Genomic DNA, 24,096 nt, shown 5'->3' with positions numbered 1-24,096 from the left:
CGCTACGGCGCTACCGTTCAGCTATGGAGACTCGTGCGGCACGGTGGTGGGATGTGCTGCTCGCACTGGTGGTGGCCGCGATACAACTCGGCGCGGGCACGCTCGCCAACGCGCACCAACCTCAGATGCGACAGCTCGACCTGCTCGGATATGCACTGCTGGCCGGTGGACCGCTGCTGCTGACGCTGCGGCGACGGTATCCGTATCCGGTGTTCTACGGAACGCTGGCGATCACCGCCGTATACCTGCTCATCGGTTACGGATACGGACCGGTCTTCTTCTCGCTGGTGATTTCCTTCCTCACCGCGGGCATTATCGGATCACGCTGGTACACATATTCTTTCGTGCCACTCGGATATCTGCTGATGGTGTGGCCGGCGCCCGGATGGCGCGGATACAGCACCAATGCCTGGCAGGAATTCGGGCTGCTCGCCTGGCTGATCGTGCTCGTCGCCATTGCCGAGGGCATTCGGCAGGCACGCGCGGCCGTGCTGGCGCGAAAGCAACGCGAGGCGGAGGTCGAGCGCAGCGAACACGCACAGCACGAGCGCGAAGCCGCGGAACGCGCCCGGGAACAGGCCGAGCGCGAACAACGCGCCAGCGAGGAGCGGCTCACCATCGCCCGCGAACTGCACGATGTGCTCGCGCACAGCCTCTCGCTCATCAATGTGCAGTCCTCGGTGGCCCTGGAACTCATCGACCGACGGCCCGAGCAGGCCGCGACCGCACTGGCCGCCATCAAGACCGCCAGCAAGGAGGCGCTCGGCGAGGTGCACGCCCTGCTGCGCTCCATCCGGTCCGGGACCAGCAGTGTGGCCGCACCCACCACGCCGACCATCGGCATCAGCGATCTGGACGGGCTCACCCAGCCCGCCCGCGCCGCCGGGCTGCAGGTGCGCACGATTGTGACCGGGCCGGTGAAACGCCTGCCCTCGGTGGTGGATGTCGCGGCCGCGCGCATCGTGCAGGAATCGCTCACCAATGTGGTGCGCCACGCGCCCGGTGCGAGTGTGCTTGTCTCGGTGCGGTATTCGGTCGACCGGCTGCAACTGTGCGTCGAGAACACCCGGCCGGAGCGCGCGGCGACCGGGGTGTCCGGCGGCGGGCACGGCATTATCGGAATGACCGAACGGGCGAGCGCACTCGGCGGGCGACTGCTGGCCGAGCCCAAGGTCGGCGGCGGTTTCCGGGTCGAGGCCCGGCTGCCCATCCACCTGGCCCGCCCCGAGCCCGCCGCCTAGGCTGCGGAAAACTACCGTGCGAGAGGAGGTTTCGTGAGTATTCGGGTCGTGATCGCCGATGATCAGGCGCTGGTGCGCGCCGGATTCGCGGCACTGCTGGACGCGCAGGACGATATCGAGGTGGTCGGCGAGGCCGCCAATGGCGCAGAGGCGGTGCGGCTGGCCCGGGAACTCAGCCCGGATGTGGTGCTCATGGATATTCGCATGCCGGTGCTGGACGGGCTGGCCGCCACCCGCGAAATCGCCGCGGCCCCTGAACTTTCCGAGGTGCGGGTGGTGGTGCTGACCACCTTCGAACTCGACGAGTACGTCTTCGAGGCCATGCGCGCCGGGGCCACCGGATTCCTGGTGAAGCACACCGAACCCGCCGATCTGGTGAAGGCCGTGCGCGTGGTGGCCGACGGTGACGCCCTGCTCTCCCCCAGCGTCACGCGGCGGCTCGTCGCCGAATTCGCCTCGCACGCCAAACCGGCGCCCGCCGCCCTCACCGAACTCACCGAACGCGAACGCGAGGTCATGGCCCTCGTCGCCGAGGGCCTCACCAATGCCGAAATCGCCCAGCGCCTCTTCATGAGCCCCGCCACCGCGCGCACCCACGTCAGCCGCATCCTGCTCAAACTGGGAGCGCGCGACCGGACGCAACTGGTGGTGCTGGCGTACGAATCAGGGCTCGTGCGGCCGGGCTGGCAATAGCGTCAACCTGCCAAGGGCGGTAAACGGTATCGGGCTTTTTCAGCGACCCGGATTCGACTGGGAACGCTCGTCATCGGTGAAACCGGCATCCTGCGGGGCAGCTGCGCCCGGGGCGCGCGGCGCCTGCAGCCGGGCCGAGTAGGCCGAGGCCGCGCGGAACACACCGGAGACACCCTGCGGAGCAGCGGCGTAGGTGATCGACTGGCGCGCCGAGAAGCCCATATCCGTACCGATGGCCACGGCGTCGATATTGGCCCCGAGAAACAGGAAATTCCAGTCGTAGGTGTCCTGCTGCTGGGTGATCAGCGCCTTCACCGCGGCATGCGACCACTCCTTGCTGGAGTTCTCGTGCCCGTCGGTGAGCACCACCAGAATGACCGTCCCCGGCCGCTCCGCCTCGTCCCGTGCCGCCAGCTCACTCCCCACATCGGTGATCAACCGCCCCACGGCGTCGTACAGCGCCGTCATCCCCCGGGGCTGCAACTGCAGCGGCGGCACCTGCGCCAGCGGCCGATTCGCGTACACCAGCTCGTATTCGGTATCGAATTGAGCCAGGGTCACCTCGATCCGCTTCGGAACCTCCCGCTGCTGCTCGATATAGGCGTCGAACCCGCCCTCGGTATCGGTCTTGATCGACTGCATCGACCCCGAACGATCAAGCAGCACAGCAATAAGCGTCAGATCAGAATTTGTCATACGAACCCCCGGAACGACTCTCGCGAACCTCACCCACCGTACGCCCGAACCCCCTGCCCCGCCTCCGATTTTCGTGCGGGCCTAGCGGACGGACTGAACGTCCAGTCCGCGCCGAATGGCCTGTTCCACAGGCGAATACGCATCATCCGAGCGATCGAGGACGCATGGCTCGCGGAGCAGGAGTGGAGGTTGCGCGAGAAAGCGGGGATTGCGGCCGCGGTGCGGCTGGGCGGCGTGGACGAGGAATGGATGGCAGAGGTAAACGTCGCCGGCCCGGCCGGTGGCCAGGGCCTGGGGCAGATCGGCTGTGGCGTTGTAGGTCTCGATGAGATCGGGTGCGGACATGCTGACGCCCGGTTCGCCGTACGGAGCCAGGACATTCGGCAGGCGTAGGTGGGAGCCCACACGAATCCGGGTGGGGGCATCATCGGCGTCGATATCGGAGAAGAGGAAGAGCATCAGCAGGGCTCGGCCCTTCGACCGCAGATTGATTCGCCACTGGATGTAGTCGCCGGCCGGGCCGTCGCCGGGGAAGCTCGCGTCGATATGCCAGCCGTCGTCACCCGGCGATTCGGAACTCGGGAAGCGGATGGGGAAGCCGCCGAGGCTGTTTCGCGGAAGCCAGCGGCCGGGACCGACCAGTTGGTCGAAGGCTTCCAGGAGGGCGGGGGCATTGACTGCCTGGGCGAAAGGTTCCTCCGCATGGTCGGCCAGGCGGATCACCGGTTGCGTCCAGGTGGCCGGGTCGTCCGGATCGCATCCGGTGGCGCGCCAGAGGATTTCGCGGGCGCGTTCGGCCGTCTCGCGCGGAAAAGCGCCCTCGACTTTCACGAAGCCGTCGGTGATGAAGGCTTCCACCTGATGGTCGGTAAGCATGCGATCCCTTCGTTCGACTCCACCGAGGATCGACTATTCGGGCATCAGATCGCCACCCAATATTCGAGGATCGAATCACCACCCAATTTGGGTGCCCCGCGCGGCAATCGGGCTCCGGACACGCGAAAGCCCCTCTCACAGTCTGTGAGAGGGGCTTTCGGGCTGATGCTTTTACTCGCCGGAGGCGGCAGCTGCCTCACCGGCGGCGACAACAACCGGCTCATCTTCCACAGCGTCGCTCTTCTTGGTGAGCTTCGCCTTCGCGTGGAAGGTGAACTTGGCGTTCTCGCCCTGGCCTTCGCCGTCCCAGCCTTCGACATCCACCAGAACGCTCTGACCGGCGCTCAGCTCGCCGAAGAGAATCTTCTCCGACAGCTGATCCTCGATCTCGCGCTGGATGGTGCGACGCAGCGGACGGGCGCCGAGCACGGGGTCGAATCCGCGCTTCGCGAGCAGGCTCTTGGCCTGATCGGTCATCTCGATCGCCATATCCTTGTTGCGCAGCTGGTTGGCGACGCGGCCGATCATCAGATCCACCATCTGCACGATCTGCGGTGCGGTGAGCTGGTGGAACACGATCACGTCGTCGATGCGGTTCAGGAACTCCGGGCGGAAGTGCTTCTTCAGCTCGTCGTTGACCTTGAGCTTCATCCGCTCGTAGTTCGAACCCTCGGCATTGGACTGGGCGAAGCCCAGGCCGACAGCCTTCGAGATATCCGAGGTTCCCAGGTTCGAGGTGAAGATCAGCACGGTGTTCTTGAAGTCGACCGTACGACCCTGACCATCGGTCAGGCGACCATCCTCGAGGACCTGCAACAGGGTGTTGTAGATCTCCTGGTGGGCCTTCTCGATCTCGTCGAACAGCACCACCGAGAACGGCTTCCGGCGCACCTTCTCGGTGAGCTGGCCGCCCTCTTCGTATCCGACGTAGCCCGGAGGGGCACCGAACAGACGCGAAGCGGTGAAGCGGTCGTGGAACTCGCCCATATCGATCTGGATGAGCGCATCGTCGTCGCCGAACAGGAAGTTCGCCAGTGCCTTCGACAGCTCGGTCTTACCCACACCGGACGGACCGGCGAAGATGAACGAGCCCGACGGGCGCTTGGGATCCTTCAGGCCGGCACGAGTACGGCGAATCGCCTTGGAGACGGCCTTGACCGCGTCCTCCTGGCCGATGATCCGCTTGTGCAGCTCATCTTCCATACGGAGCAGACGGGTGGTCTCCTCCTCGGTGAGCTTGAAGACGGGGATACCGGTCCAGTTGGCCAGCACCTCCGCGATCTGCTCGTCGTCGACCTCGGCCACGACGTCCAGATCACCGGAGCGCCACTGCTTTTCGCGCTCGGCACGCTTGGCGACGAGCTGCTTCTCCTTATCGCGCAGGCGGGCTGCCTTCTCGAAGTCCTGCGCGTCGATAGCGCTTTCCTTCTCGCGACGGGCATCGGCGATCTTGTCGTCGAATTCGCGCAGGTCCGGCGGTGCGGTCATCCGGCGGATGCGCATGCGCGCGCCCGCCTCATCGATGAGGTCGATCGCCTTGTCCGGCAGGAACCGATCGTTGATGTACCGATCGGCCAGCGTGGCCGCGGCAACGAGAGCGCCATCGGTGATGGAAACCCGGTGGTGCGCCTCGTAGCGGTCGCGCAGACCCTTGAGGATATTGATGGTGTGCTCGACCGTCGGCTCGCCCACCTGCACCGGCTGGAAACGACGCTCCAGCGCGGCATCCTTCTCGATGTACTTGCGGTACTCATCGAGAGTGGTGGCGCCGATGGTCTGCAGCTCACCGCGAGCCAGCTTGGGCTTGAGGATCGAGGCCGCGTCGATAGCGCCCTCGGCCGCGCCCGCACCCACCAGGGTGTGCAGCTCGTCGATGAACAGGATGATGTCGCCGCGGGTATTGATCTCCTTGAGCACCTTCTTCAGGCGCTCCTCGAAATCACCGCGGTAGCGGCTGCCCGCGACCAGGGAACCCAGGTCGAGGGTGTACAGCTGCTTGTCCTTCAGCGTTTCCGGCACCTCGCCGTTGACGATGGCCTGAGCCAGGCCCTCGACCACGGCGGTCTTACCGACACCGGGCTCGCCGATCAGCACCGGGTTGTTCTTGGTGCGGCGAGACAGCACCTGCATGACGCGCTCGATTTCCTTCGAGCGGCCGATGACCGGGTCGAGCTTGCCTTCGAGCGCAGCCTGGGTGAGGTTGCGGCCGAACTGGTCGAGCACCAGCGAGGTGGACGGAGTGCCCGACTCACTGCGCGAACCCGAACCTTCGACCGGCTCCTTGCCCTGGTACCCCGAGAGCAGCTGAATAACCTGCTGGCGCACGCGATTCAGATCCGCACCCAGCTTGACCAGCACCTGAGCCGCGACGCCTTCGCCTTCACGAATCAGGCCGAGCAGAATGTGCTCGGTGCCGATGTAGTTGTGGCCGAGCTGCAGCGCTTCGCGCAGTGACAGCTCGAGAACCTTCTTGGCACGCGGGGTGAAGGGGATGTGACCGGACGGCGCCTGCTGGCCCTGCCCGATGATCTCCTCGACCTGCGATCGCACACCCTCCAGCGAGATACCAAGGGATTCCAGCGACTTCGCCGCGACGCCCTCACCCTCGTGGATCAGGCCCAGCAGGATGTGCTCGGTGCCGATGTAGTTGTGGTTGAGCATCCGGGCCTCTTCTTGGGCCAGGACAACGACCCGCCGCGCGCGGTCGGTGAACCTCTCGAACATCGCTCCCTCACTTCCTGCTCCGCTTGCTACGGCATCCGGCGCTTCAGACCCTGTGCTGCCCTTCTGGTCGCCAGCCTGCCATGAAGCCCTGGGGTTGCATCCCCCGCCTCCACTCTAGTTGGCGGGGGTCACGCACGTCGTCCGTCCACCCTATTGCGAACCGGCGACAGTACGACTCATTCCCTCATAACGGGCCTGTAGCCGGGAACGTTTCCATCTCGGCTACGCCCACAGCGAACAAACGAAGGATCACCCGGTGAAGGGCGGGATGAACTCGCACGGCACCGCCCGCGGATGCGCCGGGTCGAGCGCATTGAGGGCGTCAGCGGCGACGCGAGGGCTGCCGGCGATCGCCAGATGATCGGAGAAGTCGACCGGGCAATCGCTCTGAACCAGGATATTGACGGCATTCGGGGCAGGAACCAGCGCGACCGACGGGAACACGCCCTCGTCGTAGTTCGAGGCCACATTGGTGTAGCTGACGCTCGGGTCGTACACGCCGTCCGCGTTCAGGTCCTTGATGAACTGGGAATCGCCCAGCATCTCCGGGCAGGCCTGGCAGACGCCGGCGCTGATCATGCCGTCCACGGTGTTCGCATCCGCGCCGAGCTGCTTGCCGAAAGCCCGCAGCACGTTCATCTGGTCACCGAAGATTCCCAGCCACGGGGGTGCGATGGCGACGAACTTGTCGACCTTGCCCTCGCCGCCGCCCCGCTTGATGTAGTAGTTCCCGACGGTATTGCCCTGCGAATGAGCGATGAAGTCGACCTTGGCGGCGCCGGTCGAGGCCAGCACGCGGTCCACGAGGGCGCCGAGTTGCGCGGCACTGGACGGGATGGGCTTCATACCGCCGAGCGCCGACAGCGGCCACGGGACGTCGAGACTGCCGTAGGTGAGCGCGTAGACGCAGTAGCCCTCGTTGGCCAGCAGCGGGGCGTAGGCGCCCCAGTTGGTCTGTGCGCCGCCGGCGGTGCCGTGGATGAGCACCACCGGATCCGGGTGCGCGGCAGTGGGTTTACAGGACCAGTCATTGGCCCCGGGCAGTGCGCCGCCGGGATTGGTCAGCTCGTACGGGATGCCCGCGAAGAAGTTGTAGTTCACCGGATAGTCGGCGCGTGCGGTACCACTCGATACCACCCCCAACACGGCCAGGACCGCCAAGATCAGTAGCGATCCCGGCGACCGGCGCAGCAGCGCACGACGCATGAGCCCTCCCAAATTAGAACGTGTTCCGACAAACTATTCGGAATTCACTTCTGGCGAGGGGCTTACTGGCCGGTAAGTTCTGAAACCTGTTGCACAGGTGCTGTGGCACAGCGCCCGGGGCACGGAAAAACGGCGGGGACCGAATCGGTCCCCGCCGGAAGCCCGGTCGGCTATCGCTGCCCCGGAGCCGGCTGCCAAGCCGGAGCGAACTGCGGTCGAGCCGAAGCGAATTGCGGTTGCGCGGCACCGGACCGAGGCTGCGCCGGGGCGAAACCCGGTGCCGGAACCTGGGCGATGGGGGCCGCGAAGCCGCCGCGCACCGGCTGGCCGCCGAACCCGCTCGCCACCGTGCCGCCGGCCGGAAGCGCCGCCGCATTCGCCCTGCCGTGCTGCATGCCCGCCACGAACAATCCGCCGATCAGCACCAGGAAAGCCAGGGTGTGCAGGACGGCGCGGGCGATATTCCAAGCCACCCAGGAGGATTCGAACTGCGACCGGACGGCGGCCGGATCACCGATCTGCGCCGGGTCACCCGCGGCGGCCAGCTGATTGTTGAGCGGCACGTTCAGGCCGGAGGTGATCAGGAAGGCAATCACATTGAGCGCCAAGGCGACTGCGATCCAGATCAGCGTGGTGCGGGAATCCTTGCCCAGGTGCAGCGCCGCGGCCAGCACGGTGAATGCCACGGCTCCCATGAAGCTGAACATGAACCACGGGTTGACGATGACCACATTGATCTTCTGCATCACGTCGATCATGGAGCGGTCGTCGGTGCGGTGCAGGGCCGGCATGACCGAAATCGCATAGGCGTAGAACACTCCCGCGACCAGGCCGGTCGCCAGCGTCGCCGCCACCAGGGCAATCGTGCGAAATGCAAACATCGGAGTCTCCTGACTGGATCTTCCTCACCCCGGATTCCCCGGGGGAGCAACGACTTCCAGTCAACCGCCGCGCGGCGGGACACAACATCGTTCAAAAGCTCGCGGACATGAGCGGTCGTCTCACACGTGTGAATCCCGGCCGAGAGCATGCCGGGATGACCGGGACGGGTCAGAGATACGACGGGGACGGGTCAGAGGTCTCGTTCGGAGATGACGCCGCTCTGCATGGCCAGATTCGCGAGGCGGACCCGTTTCTGGTTCTGCGGGAGATCCTCGACGCCGAATTTGGCGAAGAGCGTGCGCAGATGGGTCTTGATGGCATCCACGCTGAGGAACAGCTCGGCGGCGATCTGCTGATTGGAGGCGGGCGAGGCGAAGCCGTCATTGCCGCGCAGCGGGCGGCACAGCGCGATGAGCACGGTCCGCTGGGTTTCGGTGAGCGAGCGCAGTGTGGGCAGGCCACCGGTGGAGGTCTGCGTGACATCGCCTGCGGCGCCGCTGAAATCGTGGAAGGTGACCCGCGAGGTGCCCATGCGGATGACATCGCCGGGCTGCAGCCGATGCCGCCCCACCAGGCGATCACCGTTGATGAAAGTGCCGTTGCGCGAGAGACCGTCGTCGACGATGGTCCAGTGTGCGCCCAGATATTCAGCGGTCGCGTGCAGTCGCGACACCTCGACGTCCCAGGCCAGGGACAGATCGGCCTGCGGTGAGCGGCCGATGGTGATGCGCGGCTGATCGGGGGTCAGCATCAGCTCGTGCTGACTGCCCTCATGATCCTTGACCCGCAGGAAGGAACCGTGAAATGCGGTCACTGCGCCGATACCTCGTCTCTACGCCCAGCCAGTGACATCGTTCGCACAGGTTCAATGGTGCCGTGCCGTGTCGGCGCGAGCAAGATCGTGTCACGGATATGGGCAACCAGCACCCGCACCAGTTATACGCAAAGCGTATAAATACACCACTGCCGCCCGGGCTCGCACGAAACACCCGAGCGGCAGTCGCAAAAAACTAGTTCTTCGACGCGGCCTTGTTGTAAGCCTCCGTGATGTCCGCGGAGATACGACCACGCGCCGACACCTTGTGCCCATTCCGGCGCGCCCATTCGCGAATCGCCGCACTTTGTTCGCGGTCGATCGAGACCCGGCTCTTCGGGCTCGTGGTCGCGCCGGCAAGCGCGGTCTTGGTGCGGCGCCGGCCGCTCACGCGACGCGCGTTCGAGACCCAAACCTCCAGACCGTCCCGCAGCTTGGACGCATTAGTCGTCGACAGGTCGATCTCGTACGAGACGCCATCGATTGCGAACTCGATGGTCTCGTCCGCGATGGACTCACCGTCGACATCGTCGATCAGGCTAACGGTGACCTTCTTTGCCATGAGATGAACGTCCTCTCGAAATCGTGCGACCCGCATAGTTAGGCCGATTACCCAAAACTAGAATACCGCTAAATTCGATAGTCCCAGAACGGGTACCGACAATGCAATCCAGCGAACTCTAACGAGCTGCCGGACGCACAATTGGAAAGAGTATCGTTTCTCGGATTCCCAAGCCAGTCAGGGCCATCAGCAACCGGTCGATTCCCATACCCGTTCCGGTCGTCGGAGGCATACCGTGCTCCATCGCGGCAAGGAAGTCCTCGTCCAGCCGCATGGCCTCGTCGTCACCCGCGGCAGCCAAACGCGCTTGATCCTCGAAACGCTCGCGCTGGATGACCGGATCGACCAGTTCCGAATATCCGGTAGCGAGTTCGAAGCCGCGCACGTACAGGTCCCACTTCTCGGTAACCCCGGGCTTGCTCCGATGCTGACGTGTCAACGGAGAGGTCTCCACGGGGAAGTCGCGCACGAAAGTCGGGGCGTACAGCTTGTCGCCGTAGACATGCTCCCAGAGTTCCTCGACCAGTTTGCCGTGACCGTAGCCCTTGTCCTGCGGAATTTCCAGACCGACGCGATCAGCGAGTGCCAGCAATTCCTGTACGGAAGTTTCCGGCGTGACCTCCACACCGATCGACTCCGACAGCGACGGGTACATCTCGACGGTGGTCCACTCGCCCGACAGATCGTATTCGGTTCCGTCCGCCAGTGTCACCAGCAGCGTGCCGTAGACCTCCTGCGCGACTTCCTGGATCAATTCCCGCATCATCTTCGCGGAATCGTCGTAGGTGCCGTACGCCTCGTAGGTTTCCAGCATTGCGAACTCGGGCGAATGAGTGGAGTCCGCGCCCTCGTTCCGGAAGTTCCGGTTGATCTCGAAGACCTTCTCGATGCCGCCCACCACACAGCGCTTCAGGAACAACTCCGGCGCGATACGCAGGAACAGCTCCAGATCGAGCGCATTGGAGTGCGTGACGAACGGGCGCGCGGCGGCGCCGCCGTGGATCGTCTGCAGCATCGGGGTCTCCACCTCCAGGAAACCCCTGCGCTCCAACGCATTCCGCAGCGCACGGACCGCCTGGACCCGCGTACGGGCCATCTCCCGGGCCTCCGGGCGGATGATGAGATCGACGTAGCGCTGCCGGACGCGCGATTCCTCGTTCATCTCCTTGTGCGCCACCGGCAGCGGGCGCAGCGCCTTGGACGCCATCTCCCAGCCGTCCGCCATGATGCTCAATTCACCTGTGCGCGAAGCGATCACCTCGCCGTGCACGAATACGAAATCGCCCAGATCGACATCGGACTTCCAGGCCGCCAGCGATTCGGCGCCGACGCCATTGAGGCTGATCATCGCCTGCAGCTTGGTGCCGTCACCCTCCTGCAGAGTGGCGAAACACAACTTGCCGCTATTGCGCTGAAAAATAATGCGACCCGCAACTCCGACCTGCTGACCGGTCTGCGTATCGGCGGGCAGATCCGGGTATGCGGCACGAATTTCGGCGAGACTGTGCGTCCGCCCGACCACCACCGGATAGGGCTCGCGCCCCTCGGCCAGCAACCGCTCCCGCTTCTCGCGGCGAATCCGCATCTGCTCCGGGACATCCTGTTCCACGAGCGGGGCCGCAGTGCGCTTTTGACCTGCGGATGACGTGGTGCCAACGGGAGAAGAGGGGGTGGGGGTGCTCACGGGGCTCTAGCCTATCTTGCGGCGGAAACCCTTTTCTTCCCACACCCGGGCAAACCGCAATCAGAGCCAGGCGAGTGTCGCGACCTCACGCTCGAAGTGCGGTGCGGTGGCCGCGACCATGAGCAGTCCGGCCGCTTTCAATGCCTGATATCCACCCACCAGATCGGTGGCGCGGCGCAGTCCCAACTGCTGCAGCGAGGAGGCAGCCAAACTGGACGTATAACCCTCGGAGCAGACGATTATCCACTCCCGATCGTGGTCGTCGGCCAGCGCCAAACGCGCCGAACTGGTCGGATCCAGCCGCCATTCCAGGACATTTCGCTCGATCACCAAGGCGCCCGGCAGGGTGCCCTCCCGCAATCGCTGCGCCTGCGGGCGAATATCCACCAGCAGCGCGCCGCGGGCAATGGCCTGGGGTATTTCCACCGGATACAGCCGTCGCAGCCGCTCGCGCGCCTCGGCGAGCATGCCGTCGATCGTCAAGTGGGTCATTCGAGTTCGCCTTCGGGCTGGTCGGTGAGGACGGAACGAGTGCGCCGCAGGGTGCCGTGACCGGTGACCTCGTAATAGGACATGGCCGTCAGCGGCGGCGAATAGGCATGCACGCTCAATGTCGGATCCAGCGGACCGGAGATTCCGGCCTCCGCCTCCGGGGCACGCACCACATCGTGCACCCAGCCCAGCGGGAAGGACGCCTGGTCACCGGCCGTCAAAGTGCGGCGGCGCAGTTCCGTTCCATTCCAGCGGAATTCCGACAGCGCGCCGGAGAGCACGGTCAGCGCACCCAGTGAACCGGCGTGATCGTGCAATTCGGTGCGTGCGTCCGGCACCCAGCTGATCAACCACAGATCGACCTCGTCGTCGGCGAGAAGCCTTACCGCCCAGCGCTTTTCGACGGGCCAGAGGCCATCGGCGGGAAGGAGATGATCGTAGCGGCCGGCCAGCGTGTCCTCGGCGCCCTCATCGGTGAGACGCAGCAGGTCAGCGGGACGGAGCCGGGTGGGCAGCGCGGAAGCGGTAGCCCGCTCGGTCACCTCGGGCAGCAGCCGCGAAGTACGAGCGAGGGTGGACGCCGAATCGGCGACAGGGATCGGAAGCAAAGAAGATCGCATGGGCGAAACTCCAAGAAGTGTGTTTTACGGTCGAGGGCTTGAAAACGCAACCTCGACAAAGCCGAGGCGAATCAGCCTCGACAACACTCCTGGGTGCTCACACGGGAATACACGTGGGCGAGCTTAGCAGGCCATCGCCGCGGAGCAATAGCACCCGCCGCAGAGGACTGCGTCACAAACCATGAGGTCTGCATTCTTTCCGCCCACCCCGCCTCAGCGCAGCCGGCGCTGCTGGTTGCGCTCGTAGACCAGGCGCAGACCCTCGAGCGTCAGATGCGGTTCGTGGTGGTCGATGGTCTCCGACTCCGGGACGATCAACGGCGCCGTCGCACCCGTCGCGACTACCGCATGATCACTTCCGGAGAAAATATCGAATTCATCGCGAATGCGGTCGATGAGACCGTCGACCATGCCGGCGAAACCGAAAACCGCGCCGGACTGCATGCACTCCATGCTGTTCTTGCCCACCACCGACCGCGGGCGGGCCAACTCGGCGCGGCGCAGGGCGCTGCGTTCCACCAGCGCCTCGGTGGAAATCTCCACACCGGGGGCAATGATGCCGCCGAGGAACTCACCCTTGGCCGACACCAGATCCACACAGATGGCGGTACCGAAATCCACCACGATCGCCGGGCGCTGGAAACGGTGATAGGCGGCAAGACAATTCACAATGCGATCCGCGCCCACCTCCTTGGGATTGTCCACCAGCAGCGGAATACCGGTGCGCACACCGGGTTCCACCACAATGTGCGGCACGTGCTCCCAATAGCGGCCCAGCATCTCGCGTAGCTCGCGCAGTACCGGCGGCACCGTGGACAGCGCCGAAACGCCCACCACCTGATCGGCGTCCGCGCCGATCAGACCCCGCACCTGCAGCGCGAATTCATCGGCCGTCAGCAGGGGGTTGGTGTGGGTCCGCCAGTGCCGCACCAGCTTCGAGTGCTCACCGCTGCCGGAGAACAGCCCCAGCTCGATACTGGTATTGCGGACATCGATGGTCAGCAGCATGGGTGTGCCCGGCCCTCCGTCAGTTCGCGAAGGTCAGGGAACGCGGCGAGATGAGATCCGAGCCCTCCGGCGCGTGCGCCGGATCGCTGCCCAGTTCCACCTGCCGGTTGCGGTCGTCGACGAACACCACGCGCGGCGCGTACGCCTGCAGTTCGGCCTCGTCCATCATGGCGTAGGCGATGAGGATCACCAGATCGCCCGGATTGACGAGATGCGCTGCGGCGCCGTTGATTCCGATGACACCACTACCGCGCTCCCCCGCGATGATGTAGGTCTCCAGGCGGGCGCCGTTGGTGATGTCGACAATGCAGACCTGCTCGCCCTCCAGCAGATCGGCGGCGTCCAGCAGATCCTGGTCGACCGTCACCGATCCGACATAGTGCAGGTCGGCGTGGGTCACCGTGGCGCGGTGGATCTTGGACTTCATCATGGTGCGCAACATCGGCGTTGCCTCCTAACGGGTTGCCGCAGCGGGCTGTTCGGGTGTGGTCGGATTGCCGTCGATCGGCGTACCGAGGGTGACGGGCAGATTGTCGATCAGGCGGGTACTGCCGATCCGGGCCGCGACCAGCAGGCGCGCATTGCCGCTGGCCTGTACCGCGCCCAGGTCGGAGCCACGCAGCTCCAGGTAGTCGAGATCGATGTCCGGTGCGGCCGCGAGCACCGAATTCGCCGCCGTCAGAACGGCTTCCGGGCCCAGCCCGGCGGCATGACGGCCGGCGGCCAGCGCCGCCGACAGGGTGGTGGCCAGCTCGCGCTGCACCGGATCCAGGAAGCGATTGCGCGAGGACAGCGCCAGGCCGTCCCGCTCGCGCACGGTCGGCACCGCGACGATCTTCAGATCGAAGTTCAGGTCCCGCACCATCTGCCGGATGAGCGCCAGCTGCTGATAGTCCTTCTCACCGAAGAACGCCTCGACCGGACGGCAGATCTGGAACAGCTTGGCCACCACGGTCAGCATGCCCGCGAAATGACCGGGGCGGACCGCGCCCTCGAGCTCGTCACCGATCGGGCCCGGGTGCACCGTGGTGCGCGGGCCCTCCGGGTACATCTCGGCGGCGCTCGGCGCGAAGACCAGCTCCACACCCTCGGCGCGCAGCAGCTCCACATCGGCGTCCAGCGTGCGCGGGTACTTGTCCAGATCCTCGCCCGCCCCGAATTGCAGGGGATTCACGAAGATCGACACAATGACAACCTGATTGGTGCGCTTGGCCCGCCGCACCAGCTCCAGGTGCCCCTCGTGCAGTGCGCCCATGGTCGGGACGAGCGCGACCGTACGCCCCACCGACCGCAAGGCCTTGGCAACCGAGGTGACCACCGCCGGATCGTGCAGCACGGTCAGCTCGCCGCGCTTATAAGTACCACGCAGTTTCGGGTCCATCAGTTACCTTCCTTCGGCTGCTCGGAGCCCTCCGTGGTTACGCTGCGCTGCCGCCTCCGGGCTTGACCGCCCAGCCGAGGTCCTTCCAGCAGATCGAAAAGGGCGGGATTGCTGCGCGCGCGTTCCGCCGAACGCAATGACAGGGCGCGATAGCCCGCTGCCAGCCGGGGATCCAGGGATTCCAGCGCCGTCAGATGCGCCGCCACCGCGGGCACATCGCCGCGCGCCACCGGACCGGTCAGCGCGGCCGGACCACGCCGCAGCGCATTGTCCAGCGCCGCCGAGGCGAGCGGGGCCAGCATTCTTTCGGCAAGCCCGTTGGGCTGATCGTCGATCACCTGCTGACCGAGCAGGCCGGGGCCCGCCAGAGCGGCACGCAGCGCCTCGACAGCATCCACCACGAGGGTCACCAGATGGTTGCTGCCATGCGCCAGCGCCGCGTGATAGAGCGTGCGGTTCTCCTCCGAGACCCGCACCGGCTCGCCGCCCATCTCGATCACCAGCGCCTGTGCGATGGCATAGCCGATGTCATCCGCGGCGGTGACGCCGAAGCAGGCGTTGGCCAGGCGCGCCGCATCCTCGTCATGCCCGGTGAACGTCATGGCCGGATGAATCGCCAGCGGCAGCGTCCCCAAGGCGGTGAGCGGCGCGAGAATTCCGACGCCGTTCGCACCCGAGGTGTGCACCACGATGGTGCCCGGCCGCACCGCCCGCGCAGCCGCCAAACCCGCCACCAGACCGGCCAATTCACTGTCCGGCACCGCCAGCAGCAGCAGTTCGCTGCGCGCGGCCACCTCCTCGGCGAGCAGGATCCGGGAGTCCGGTAGCCGGGTCTCGGCACGGCGAATCGACGCGTCCGAAATAGCGGAAACGCCGAAAACCACATGACCGGCGCGCTCGAGCGCCGCACCCAGGACGGAGCCGACGCGTCCCGCCGAGACGATTCCCACCGTCAACCGTGCAGGCGCAAGATCGGTTCCGCAGACATCCTTGTCCGAGGTCACCCTTGTCCTCTCGAAGTCGTTCCAGTCCCGCATGGCGGGTACCGGACGTTACGGCCCGAGAATATCGGCCCCGATACGCCGGGGCCACCGTGTGTGGGATGTCTTACAACACCCCTACCGATCACCCTCGGAACGCAGATTGGCCATGATCTCCGCGACCGACAGGCGGCGCGTGGCATCACTGCCCGCATCGTCGTCGGAACGGCGGCGGCGCCGCGCGCTCGCGGTGCCGATGGGCGCCGCGGGCGGTGTGGGCTGCGCCAATCGGGCGGGCGCGGGCTGGGATTCGGCGGCCGCGGGCTGCGGTTCAGCGGCCGCGGCCGACTGCGCGGCGGCATTCGCCGGCGGTCCGGTCGGCGGCACCGGGGCACTGCCACCGGCGCCGAGATCGGTCTCGAACCACGCGACCTGCGCCGGCTGACCCAGGGTGGTGAGCGGTTCGGTCCGCTTTTCCGTGGCCGCGCTCGCATTGTCCGGACGCTGCCCACCGGAACCGGCGCGCAGCGCATCGGCGGCCGTGCGGGCGGCGTCGGTGTCCTCCCGCGAATCGTCCTGCTCGGCTTCGGCTTTCGCCGCGGCGCCGGCGAGGTCGTCCTCGAAGGGCCGCAGGTGCTCGAAGTCGTGCGGGGGTTCGTAATCGCGGGTGCGGTCGGCCGGGTGATGCGGGATGCGCATGCGCTCCAGCGCCTCCGGAGTGACGATGGAGGTCTCCGCAGTCACCGGATCGTCGAAGGGGCTGGCGAAGGCCGGGGGCTCGGGATGATCGGCGTCGAAGACCGGGGTGATGCGGCTGCGCGGGTCCTGCTCCACCGGATCTGCGGGCGTCGACCACGGATCCCAGTCGCGGGTGTTCTCCCAGTTACCGTTCGCCGACGGACCGGGAATCTTATTGTCCGCACTGGGCAATTCCTGGACCCGGACGGCATCCGCACGCAGGGCGGGCCGCTCGTAGGGCAGGTCGCCGTCGAAGAGTCGCTGCAGGCTCTCGCGCAATACGGTCAATTCGACGCGCAGCGCGGCCATCTCCTCCGAGTCCGCGCCCACTTCGCGGCGGACCCGGGTTTCGACGCCGAGCTCGTACTCGCGGCGCGCAGCAACCTCACGTTCCAGCTGGAGTTGGTAGACCTTCTGGAGGTCACCCACTTTTGCCTTGTCCGTGGCCGACTCCCTGCGATAACGGGTCGCGGCGAGGGCTCCGATAGCGGCCGCCCAGAGCGCCGCAACCAGGCCCACACGGATCATGTGGACGTTGTCGCTGAAGACCAGGAAAACACTGGCAACCAGACCGAGAAGAAGCAGAACGCCGGTGAAGAATTTTCCCGCGTCCTCCCGTCGTCGACGGGAAGAGCTGCTCCGGGAGGGTGAAACCATGTCCACCAACATAGCTTGAACTAGTCGGTACGGCTTCAACCTTGCCGATCATCCTCGGCAATATGTTAACTATGAGGTAGCTGCTTCATCGGGCGGATCGATCGGCGCTCGACAGCAATATTCCAGCCACAGCGCCGCCGCGACCAGCACCAGACCCGCGATCAGACCGACGACCGCACCGGGCGTGTCCGAGGCCGCGGCCCGCATTTCCGGCCGCTGCGGCAGCAGCCAGATCAGGAAACCCAGCCAGATACCGCCCACCAGCGAACCCACCTGTACCGAGGCCTTCGCCAGCGCCACCGCCCGCGCCGCCGTGATCGGATGCAACTGCCCCGGCCCCGGCCCGATCCCCCGGTTCTCCACCCGGGACCGAATCACGAACGCCAGCACCACCTCCAGCACGGCCACCGGCAGCAGCGACGCCCCCGAGAACACCGAGATGGGCGGAAAACTCGAATACGCCACATTGGTCGCGATCCAGGCGACCACAGCCGCCAGCGCCACATTCGCACACAGATCCAGAATGCGAGTCGGCTTCACGCGGGCCAGCCCAGCGTGTGCTCGGTGCGGCGCACCCCGTCGACCTCGGCGGCATCGAGTGCGGCGAGCAGTTCGCGCAGCAATTGCGGGACACCGGCGGTCACCTCCAGCGCGGCCTCCGGCTCCACCTCCAGCCACGGCACCAGCACGAAGGCGCGATGCTGCGCCTGCGGGTGCGGCAGCGTGAGGGTCGGGTCGGTGCTGCGGCAGGGCACCTCTCCGTCGCGGCGGTGCTGTGCGGCCCAGACGATATCCACATCGAGAGTGCGCGCACCCCAGCGGACTTCACGCACCCGCTCGGCGGCCTGCTCCAGCTCCTGGCCGACCCGCAGCCAATCACTGGGCTCCAGATTCGGATCCTCCGCGATCAGCACGGCATTCAGATAGTCCTGCTGCGGCACCCCGCCCCACGGCGGCGTCGAATACACCGAGGACACCGCGAGCAGCCGCGGCCGCAGCGCCTCGATCACGCTGCGCAGATGCGCGAGCCGATCACCGAGGTTCGATCCGATCGACAGGACTACCCGGCTCACCGCTACTCCTCCACGCTTTGCTCGAGCCCCGTCCGGCGACGGGACGTGACCACCCGGACATCCTCGAAGGTATGCGGAATCGGTGCGGAAGGCTTGTGCAGCACCACTTCCACAGCCTGAATTCGCGGGTCGTTCATCACCTCGTCGGCGATCTCGGACACCACCGCCTCGATCAGGTCCCGCGGTTCGCCCGAGACGATCCGCACCACCTGATCGGCCAGCTCGCCGTAGTGCACGGTATCGGCGACGTCGTCGGATTTCACGGCGGCCGTGAAGTCCGTCCAGAGCGTCACGTCCACCAGGAACTCCTGGCCGTCCCGCTTCTCGAAGTCGAAGACGCCATGGTGGCCGAAGACGCGCAAGCCGCGCAGTTCGATCCGGTCTGTGCTCAAAGCTGTTCTCCCTGTGCACTTCCCGGCCCGCCGGACGCGGAGCGGGGATTCGTCCATGTCCATCTGTCCACCGGAGTGCGCGCCGCCGCCCGCCGGGCCGCATTGCGCCAGGCATCGTTGACCGCGATCGCATCCAGCGAGGCGCGCACATCGTGCACCCGCACGCCCCAGCCGCCGTGCTCGGCGGTCAGGGCGGAAATAGTGGCGGTGGCGACCTCCCGGCCGTCGGGCGGACGCGGCGTATCGGCATCGGCCAGCAGCGATCCCAGGAAGCGTTTGCGTGAGGCGCCGATCAGGATCGGCAGGCCGGTCGCCACGAATTGCGGTAGCGCACCGAGCAATTCCCAATTGTGGCCGGCGTTCTTGGCGAAACCCAGGCCCGGATCCAGCACCAGCCTGCCCGGATCGACCCCGGCCGCGACGGCCAGATCGACCTGGGCGCGCAATTCCGCGAGCACCTCGGCGACCACATTGTCGTAGTGGTCGGCGGCGCCCGTGTGGTGATAGTTCGCCCCCGCCCGCCAGTGCATGAGAATCCACGGAACACCGGCCGCGGCAACAACTTTCGCCATATCGGCATCGGCGCGGCCACCGGAGACGTCGTTCACCACGGATGCCCCGGCCTCGACGGCCGCCTCGGCCACCCGGGCGCGCATGGTGTCCACACTGGTGGGCACCCCGAGCGAAACCAGTTCGCGAATCACCGGAGTCACACGACCGGCCTCGGTGTCCGGATCGACGCGGGTGGCGCCGGGCCGGGTGGATTCACCGCCGACATCGATGATGTCCGCGCCCATGTCGTAGAGCCGCCGGCCGTGCGCGACGGCCGCACCCACATCCAGGTAGCGGCCGCCGTCGGAGAACGAATCCGCGGTGACGTTCACGACACCCATCACGACACAGGAGCGGCCGCCACGGGGAACAACCAGTTGTGCCCCGCGCGAACCGCTTTCGGTCATGGTGGGAGCGCTCACTTCCGCAGAATGAGGTCCAGGGCCTCGGAGCGCGAGGACGCATTGGTCTGCAGCAGGCCGCGCACCGCCGAGGTGGTGGTGCTGGCGCCCGGCTTGCGAATACCGCGCATGGCCATGCACAGATGCTCGGCCTCGATCACGACGATCGCGCCGCGCGGATCCAGCTTGCGCATGATGGCATCGGCGACCTGACTGGTGAGCCGCTCCTGCACCTGGGGCCGCTTGGCGTAGAGATCCACCAGGCGGGCCAGCTTGGACAGGCCGGTCACCCGGCCGTGCGCACCCGGGATGTAGCCGACGTGCGCCACCCCGTGGAAGGCCACCAGATGGTGCTCACACGTGGAGAACATAGGGATGTCGCGCACCAGCACCAGTTCCTGATGCCCCTCGTCGAACGTGGTGTTGAGCACCGAGTCCGGTTCGGTGTAGAGACCGGCGAACATCTCGCTGTAGGCCCGCGCGACGCGCGCGGGGGTCTCCGCCAATCCGGGCCGATCCGGATTCTCGCCCACCGCGATCAGCAGTTCGCGAACGGCAGCCTCTGCCCGCGCCTGATCGAACGGCCGGCCGGTATCGAGTGCGATCGGGCCGGAGACGACACGGCTGTTGGCCGACAATCGACACCTCCTGTATTGAATTGCCGCACCTGCGAGCGCGGCGTGTTCGCGGCTGTACAACCCGTTTGCGGGCGGATTACATTCCGCCCGCAAACGGGCCTGACCCGAACCTGTGGATCGTATCGGGGCCGCGATCAGCGACGCCCGTTCGGTCCGTCCCATTCGCTGTTCTCGTCCTCGGCAGCAGGCTGCTGCCCGGACGGGTATTCCGGCTGGCCGTATCCCGGCTGCGAGTACCCCGGCTGCCCGGGCTGATACCGCTGCCCGCCGGCCGGAGCCCAGCCGCCGTACGCCTGCCGTGGCTGCTGCGCACCGCCACCCTGCTGCGCCTGCGGGTCGTCCTCCTGCGGAGGCCAGCCCGGCGCCGACCAACCGGCCGGGGCGCCGTAATCCGGACGCGAACCGTGCGTGCCACCGTGCCGCGGTTGCTGCGGCAGCGGATAACCCACCGGTGCGGGCGCGGCCGGATAACCGCCGTACTGCGGTTGCGCGGCGGGATAGCTCGGATCCGCCGGATAACCGTTGGCGGGCTGCCCGACCGGAACGACCGGACGCACCGGCTCCTCCGGCCACGGCTCGCCGCGTTCGGTGGCCAGCTCGCGCGGGGTCTTCACCGGCGGGCGGTCCGAGGGGGTGCGACCACCGAAATCGTTGAAAGCGGTAATGCGCGGCCGCTTTTCGATGGTGGCGAGCACCACCTCGAGATCCTTGCGGTGCAGGGTCTCGCGCTCGAGCAGTGCGGTGGCGAGGGCATCGAGCTCATCGCGGTAATCGTTGAGCACCGCCCACGCCTCGGTGTGCGCGGCCTCGATGAGGTTGCGCACCTCCTCGTCGATCTCGCGGGCCACCTCGTGCGAATAGTTCGAGTTGGTGCCCATGGAACGGCCCAGGAACGGGTCGCCCTGCTCCTCGCCGTAGCGCACCGCACCGAGGCGGGCGCTCATGCCGTACTCGGTGACCATCGCCTTCGCGATCTTGGTGGCCTGGTCGATATCCGAGGACGCACCGGTGGTCGGCTCGTGGAACACCAGTTCCTCGGCCGCACGACCACCCATGGCCATGACCAGGCGGGCGATCATCTCCGAGCGCGTCATCAGGCCCTTGTCGTCCTCGGGCACCGTCATGGCGTGGCCGCCGGTGCGACCGCGGGCCAGGATGGTGACCTTGTAGACCGGCTCGATATCGGGCATCGCCCACGCGGCCAGGGTATGCCCGGCCTCGTGGTACGCGGTGATCTTCTTCTCGTGCTCGCTGATGATGCGGGATTTGCGGCGCGGGCCGCCGATCACGCGATCCACCGACTCCTCGAGCGACGCACCGGTGATGACGGTGCCGTGCTCGCGGGCCGTCAACAGCGCGGCCTCGTTGAGCACGTTCGCCAGATCAGCGCCGGACATGCCGACCGTGCGCTTGGCCAGACCGTCCAGATCGGCATCGGGCGCGACCGGCTTACCGGCCGAGTGCACCCGCAGAATCGCGCGGCGACCCGCGAGATCCGGATTGCTGACCGGGATCTGACGATCGAAGCGGCCCGGACGCAGCAGCGCCGGGTCCAGGATGTCGGGCCGGTTGGTCGCGGCGATGATGATGACCCCGGTGCGCTCACCGAAGCCGTCCATCTCGACCAGCAGCTGGTTCAGCGTCTGCTCACGTTCGTCGTGGCCACCGCCGAGGCCGGCGCCGCGCTGGCGGCCGACCGCGTCGATCTCGTCGACGAAAATAATGCAGGGGGCGTTCTGCTTGGCCTGCTCGAACAGGTCGCGCACCCGGGAGGCGCCGACACCGACGAACATCTCGACGAAGTCCGAACCGGAGATGGTGAAGAACGGGACACCGGCCTCACCCGCGACCGCGCGGGCCAACAGGGTCTTACCGGTGCCGGGCGGGCCGTACAGCAGCACGCCCTTCGGGATTTTCGCGCCGAGGGCCTGGTAGCGGGCCGGCTGCTGCAGGAAGTCCTTGATTTCGTAGAGCTCTTCGACGGCCTCGTCGGCACCCGCGACATCACCGAAGGTGGTCTTGGGCATATCTTTCGACAGCTGTTTGGCCTTCGATTTACCGAAGCCCATCATGCCGCCGCGGCCACCGCCCTGCATGCGGGACATCACGAAGATGAACAAGCCCAGCAAAATCACCATGGGCAGCATGAACAGGAGAATCTGGCTCAGCCAGGAATCCTGTTTGACGGAAGTGTTGACCTTCGCACCCGAATTCTGTGCGGCTTGGAAGACCTGTTGAGAGATCTCACCGCCGCCGGGATACTTCGCGATGATCTTCTTGTCACCGCCGGTGGCATCATTGCCGTTCTTCAGCGTGATGCGCAGCTGCTGCTCTTTATCGTCGATCTGAACCGAGTCGACGTTGGACTTATCTTGAAGCTGAGAGAGCGCCACCGACGTGTCGACGCTCTTCCAGCCGCGCGTGTCGTTGCTGAAGTAGCTGACCAGGTAGATCACGAGCAGGAAGCCCGCGACTATGGCCAGGTTGCGGAACACAGTCTTGCGGTTCATAGAGCGTCGGCCGACGGCCAGTCCTTTCCGGGGGGTGTATCCGGTTTGCCTGCGATGCGTTCGTGGCGCGCCCGTTCCGACGAACGGATGCGGACATGCCACGTTACCGCGTACGGTCTAGTCGATACATCGCGCAGTTCGCCAGCTAGTGCAGTTCAACAGGTAAACGGCTAAAGAACGCAGGTGGTTCCCCGACCAACTGCGGCAACACGTCGGATCGATCACCCCCTGGTGTCGGACCGAGTGGTCACAATGATGGCATGGTCGTCCAATCGTGAGCGACGACACAACAGAGCGCAGGGGGTATGGACATAGTCGAGCTACGGACACCCACAGCGATTGTGCGGCACGGCAACGGGCGTCTGACGGTGCTGCGCCCCGGAACGGACGGCGAGCGAGTACTCGACGTCCCGGTCGCCGAGCTTCTCAAGGTGCGGTTGAATCGCCGCGCGGATGATGCGGTCGTGATCGAGATCTATCTCCGCTATCCCACCCCGGTTCTCACCGGCGTCCCGGCCGACCGGACGCCGCTTCCCGTTCTGATCGCCGAGCACGATGTGCCCGCCGCGACCGTCATCGTGCAGCGGATCAACAATCAGATCCTGGGCACGCAGCGCCTGGATGTGGCCGCTCCCGATCTGACTCCGCCCACTCCGTCCTGGGGTCGCGGCGGCCCGACCCGCGCCGATGTGGACCGCGCGGTGCGGCGCATGACGCCCAAGCGGGATGCCAAAACGGCCGTCGCCGCCCTGCACCGCTATGTCACCCCCGACGAGTTCGTGCTGGAATCGGCGATCGTCAGTGCGCAGCCGCCTGCGGCGAAAGGCGCCGGGCTGCTTGCCATCACCACCACCCGGATGATTTTCGTCTCGCTCGGTGCGAGTAAGCGTTTCGCGCACGAGCTACCCATCGCGGCGCTGCTGTGGGCCCGCACCGCGGACGAGGCGTCCACCACGGTGGCGGTGCCGGGCGAATTCGGCGTCGAGGTCAATGACGGCAATCTGACCTGGCATTTCACCGCCGCGGATCATGCCGATATCGAACGTGTCACCGGTGCGCTGAATTTCGCGATCCAGCGCGAATCCGCGGACGGGGCGGCCGGTCCCGCCGATCCCGGTGTGCAGAAGCTCTATTCGGAGTGGGAACTGCTGGTGGAACGGCATTCCCTCGCCATGGTCGACGATGCGCAATTCCAGCGCTACGGCCGCGGAATTCTCCGATCCCTCCCGGATTGACCTCAGGGCCAAAGGAATTCGGCCTGTCCGACCCGCCGGGA

24 protein-coding genes are annotated in these 24,096 nt (G+C 66.3%); 3 read left to right on the top strand and 21 right to left on the bottom strand.

Annotated features, from left to right (window positions below; genetic code table 11):
• The first annotated feature begins 23 nt into the window (after window positions 1-23).
• Together ABZX86_RS35950 and ABZX86_RS35945 are read left to right on the top strand one after the other, a co-directional pair.
• Window positions 24-1,241: a histidine kinase gene (locus ABZX86_RS35950; RefSeq protein ID WP_355130209.1), complete on the top strand. Its 1,218-nt coding sequence runs from the start codon at window positions 24-26 to the stop codon at window positions 1,239-1,241.
• Between the two features lie 33 nt (window positions 1,242-1,274).
• Window positions 1,275-1,934, top strand: coding sequence for a response regulator transcription factor (locus ABZX86_RS35945; protein ID WP_355130207.1), 660 nt, complete (start codon window positions 1,275-1,277; stop codon window positions 1,932-1,934).
• A gap of 39 nt (window positions 1,935-1,973) precedes the next feature.
• Here ABZX86_RS35945 and ABZX86_RS35940 read toward each other — a convergent pair whose 3' ends face one another.
• The 21 genes from ABZX86_RS35940 to ftsH all read right to left on the bottom strand — a co-directional run bounded on the left by ABZX86_RS35940 (window position 1,974) and on the right by ftsH (window position 22,820).
• Window positions 1,974-2,600 (bottom strand): vWA domain-containing protein, encoded by a 627-nt coding sequence (locus tag ABZX86_RS35940; RefSeq protein WP_355130205.1) that lies wholly within the window; start codon window positions 2,598-2,600, stop codon window positions 1,974-1,976.
• 111 nt (window positions 2,601-2,711) lie between these two features.
• Window positions 2,712-3,506, bottom strand: coding sequence for a phytanoyl-CoA dioxygenase family protein (locus ABZX86_RS35935; protein WP_355130203.1), 795 nt, complete (start codon window positions 3,504-3,506; stop codon window positions 2,712-2,714).
• A gap of 171 nt (window positions 3,507-3,677) precedes the next feature.
• The gene (locus ABZX86_RS35930) at window positions 3,678-6,230 is read right to left on the bottom strand and encodes an ATP-dependent Clp protease ATP-binding subunit (RefSeq protein ID WP_355130201.1); all 2,553 of its coding nucleotides are present in this window, start codon (window positions 6,228-6,230) and stop codon (window positions 3,678-3,680) included.
• A gap of 249 nt (window positions 6,231-6,479) precedes the next feature.
• Window positions 6,480-7,436 (bottom strand): lipase, encoded by a 957-nt coding sequence (locus tag ABZX86_RS35925; protein ID WP_355130199.1) that lies wholly within the window; start codon window positions 7,434-7,436, stop codon window positions 6,480-6,482.
• Between the two features lie 170 nt (window positions 7,437-7,606).
• Window positions 7,607-8,317: an anthrone oxygenase family protein gene (locus ABZX86_RS35920; RefSeq protein WP_355130198.1), complete on the bottom strand. Its 711-nt coding sequence runs from the start codon at window positions 8,315-8,317 to the stop codon at window positions 7,607-7,609.
• A 191-nt stretch (window positions 8,318-8,508) separates the two neighbouring features.
• Window positions 8,509-9,132, bottom strand: coding sequence for an FHA domain-containing protein (locus ABZX86_RS35915; RefSeq protein WP_297607717.1), 624 nt, complete (start codon window positions 9,130-9,132; stop codon window positions 8,509-8,511).
• A gap of 196 nt (window positions 9,133-9,328) precedes the next feature.
• Window positions 9,329-9,694 (bottom strand): Lsr2 family protein, encoded by a 366-nt coding sequence (locus ABZX86_RS35910; protein ID WP_327143353.1) that lies wholly within the window; start codon window positions 9,692-9,694, stop codon window positions 9,329-9,331.
• 118 nt (window positions 9,695-9,812) lie between these two features.
• A complete protein-coding gene (gene lysS / locus ABZX86_RS35905; RefSeq protein WP_355130278.1) occupies window positions 9,813-11,279 on the bottom strand; it encodes a lysine--tRNA ligase in 1,467 nt (488 codons plus the stop codon).
• A gap of 159 nt (window positions 11,280-11,438) precedes the next feature.
• Window positions 11,439-11,861, bottom strand: a complete 423-nt coding sequence (locus tag ABZX86_RS35900; protein ID WP_297607889.1) for a rhodanese-like domain-containing protein — start codon at window positions 11,859-11,861, stop codon at window positions 11,439-11,441.
• 5 nt (window positions 11,862-11,866) lie between these two features.
• Window positions 11,867-12,490 carry a cysteine dioxygenase family protein gene (locus tag ABZX86_RS35895; RefSeq protein ID WP_355130195.1) on the bottom strand — a complete coding sequence of 208 codons (624 nt, stop codon included), beginning with the start codon at window positions 12,488-12,490 and terminating at the stop codon, window positions 11,867-11,869.
• Window positions 12,491-12,703: 213 nt separating this feature from the next.
• On the bottom strand, window positions 12,704-13,498 hold the full coding sequence (locus ABZX86_RS35890; RefSeq protein ID WP_355130193.1) for a type III pantothenate kinase: 795 nt from the start codon (window positions 13,496-13,498) through the stop codon (window positions 12,704-12,706).
• Between the two features lie 19 nt (window positions 13,499-13,517).
• Window positions 13,518-13,940 carry an aspartate 1-decarboxylase gene (gene panD, locus ABZX86_RS35885; protein ID WP_297607704.1) on the bottom strand — a complete coding sequence of 141 codons (423 nt, stop codon included), beginning with the start codon at window positions 13,938-13,940 and terminating at the stop codon, window positions 13,518-13,520.
• Window positions 13,941-13,952: 12 nt separating this feature from the next.
• Entirely contained in the window at window positions 13,953-14,879 is a 927-nt protein-coding gene (panC, locus tag ABZX86_RS35880) for a pantoate--beta-alanine ligase (protein WP_355130191.1), read from the bottom strand.
• Window positions 14,879-15,916: a DUF2520 domain-containing protein gene (locus ABZX86_RS35875; protein ID WP_355130189.1), complete on the bottom strand. Its 1,038-nt coding sequence runs from the start codon at window positions 15,914-15,916 to the stop codon at window positions 14,879-14,881. Before ABZX86_RS35875 ends, panC begins: the two co-directional genes overlap by 1 nt.
• Before the next feature lie 81 nt (window positions 15,917-15,997).
• On the bottom strand, window positions 15,998-17,125 hold the full coding sequence (locus tag ABZX86_RS35870) for a DUF6779 domain-containing protein (protein ID WP_355130187.1): 1,128 nt from the start codon (window positions 17,123-17,125) through the stop codon (window positions 15,998-16,000).
• A gap of 198 nt (window positions 17,126-17,323) precedes the next feature.
• Window positions 17,324-17,794, bottom strand: a complete 471-nt coding sequence (locus tag ABZX86_RS35865; RefSeq protein WP_355130185.1) for a DUF3180 domain-containing protein — start codon at window positions 17,792-17,794, stop codon at window positions 17,324-17,326.
• Window positions 17,791-18,327: a 2-amino-4-hydroxy-6-hydroxymethyldihydropteridine diphosphokinase gene (folK, locus tag ABZX86_RS35860; RefSeq protein WP_355130183.1), complete on the bottom strand. Its 537-nt coding sequence runs from the start codon at window positions 18,325-18,327 to the stop codon at window positions 17,791-17,793. The genes ABZX86_RS35865 and folK overlap by 4 nt, the downstream gene beginning before the upstream one ends.
• Before the next feature lie 2 nt (window positions 18,328-18,329).
• Window positions 18,330-18,719 carry a dihydroneopterin aldolase gene (gene folB / locus ABZX86_RS35855; protein WP_355130181.1) on the bottom strand — a complete coding sequence of 130 codons (390 nt, stop codon included), beginning with the start codon at window positions 18,717-18,719 and terminating at the stop codon, window positions 18,330-18,332.
• On the bottom strand, window positions 18,716-19,612 hold the full coding sequence (gene folP / locus ABZX86_RS35850; protein WP_355130276.1) for a dihydropteroate synthase: 897 nt from the start codon (window positions 19,610-19,612) through the stop codon (window positions 18,716-18,718). The genes folB and folP overlap by 4 nt, the downstream gene beginning before the upstream one ends.
• A 77-nt stretch (window positions 19,613-19,689) precedes the next feature.
• Window positions 19,690-20,310 (bottom strand): GTP cyclohydrolase I FolE, encoded by a 621-nt coding sequence (gene folE / locus ABZX86_RS35845; protein WP_327143343.1) that lies wholly within the window; start codon window positions 20,308-20,310, stop codon window positions 19,690-19,692.
• A 134-nt stretch (window positions 20,311-20,444) separates the two neighbouring features.
• Window positions 20,445-22,820, bottom strand: coding sequence for an ATP-dependent zinc metalloprotease FtsH (gene ftsH, locus ABZX86_RS35840; RefSeq protein ID WP_327143342.1), 2,376 nt, complete (start codon window positions 22,818-22,820; stop codon window positions 20,445-20,447).
• Between the two features lie 305 nt (window positions 22,821-23,125).
• Here ftsH and ABZX86_RS35835 point away from each other — a divergent pair, with 305 nt between their 5' ends.
• Entirely contained in the window at window positions 23,126-24,055 is a 930-nt protein-coding gene (locus tag ABZX86_RS35835; protein ID WP_355130179.1) for a hypothetical protein, read from the top strand.
• Window positions 24,056-24,096: the final 41 nt, after the last annotated feature.

This window comes from Nocardia sp. NPDC006630 (genome assembly GCF_040611495.1).
Classification (GTDB): domain Bacteria; phylum Actinomycetota; class Actinomycetes; order Mycobacteriales; family Mycobacteriaceae; genus Nocardia.
Note: the sequence above shows the minus strand (reverse complement) of the source record. Positions and strands in the feature narration are given on the sequence as shown.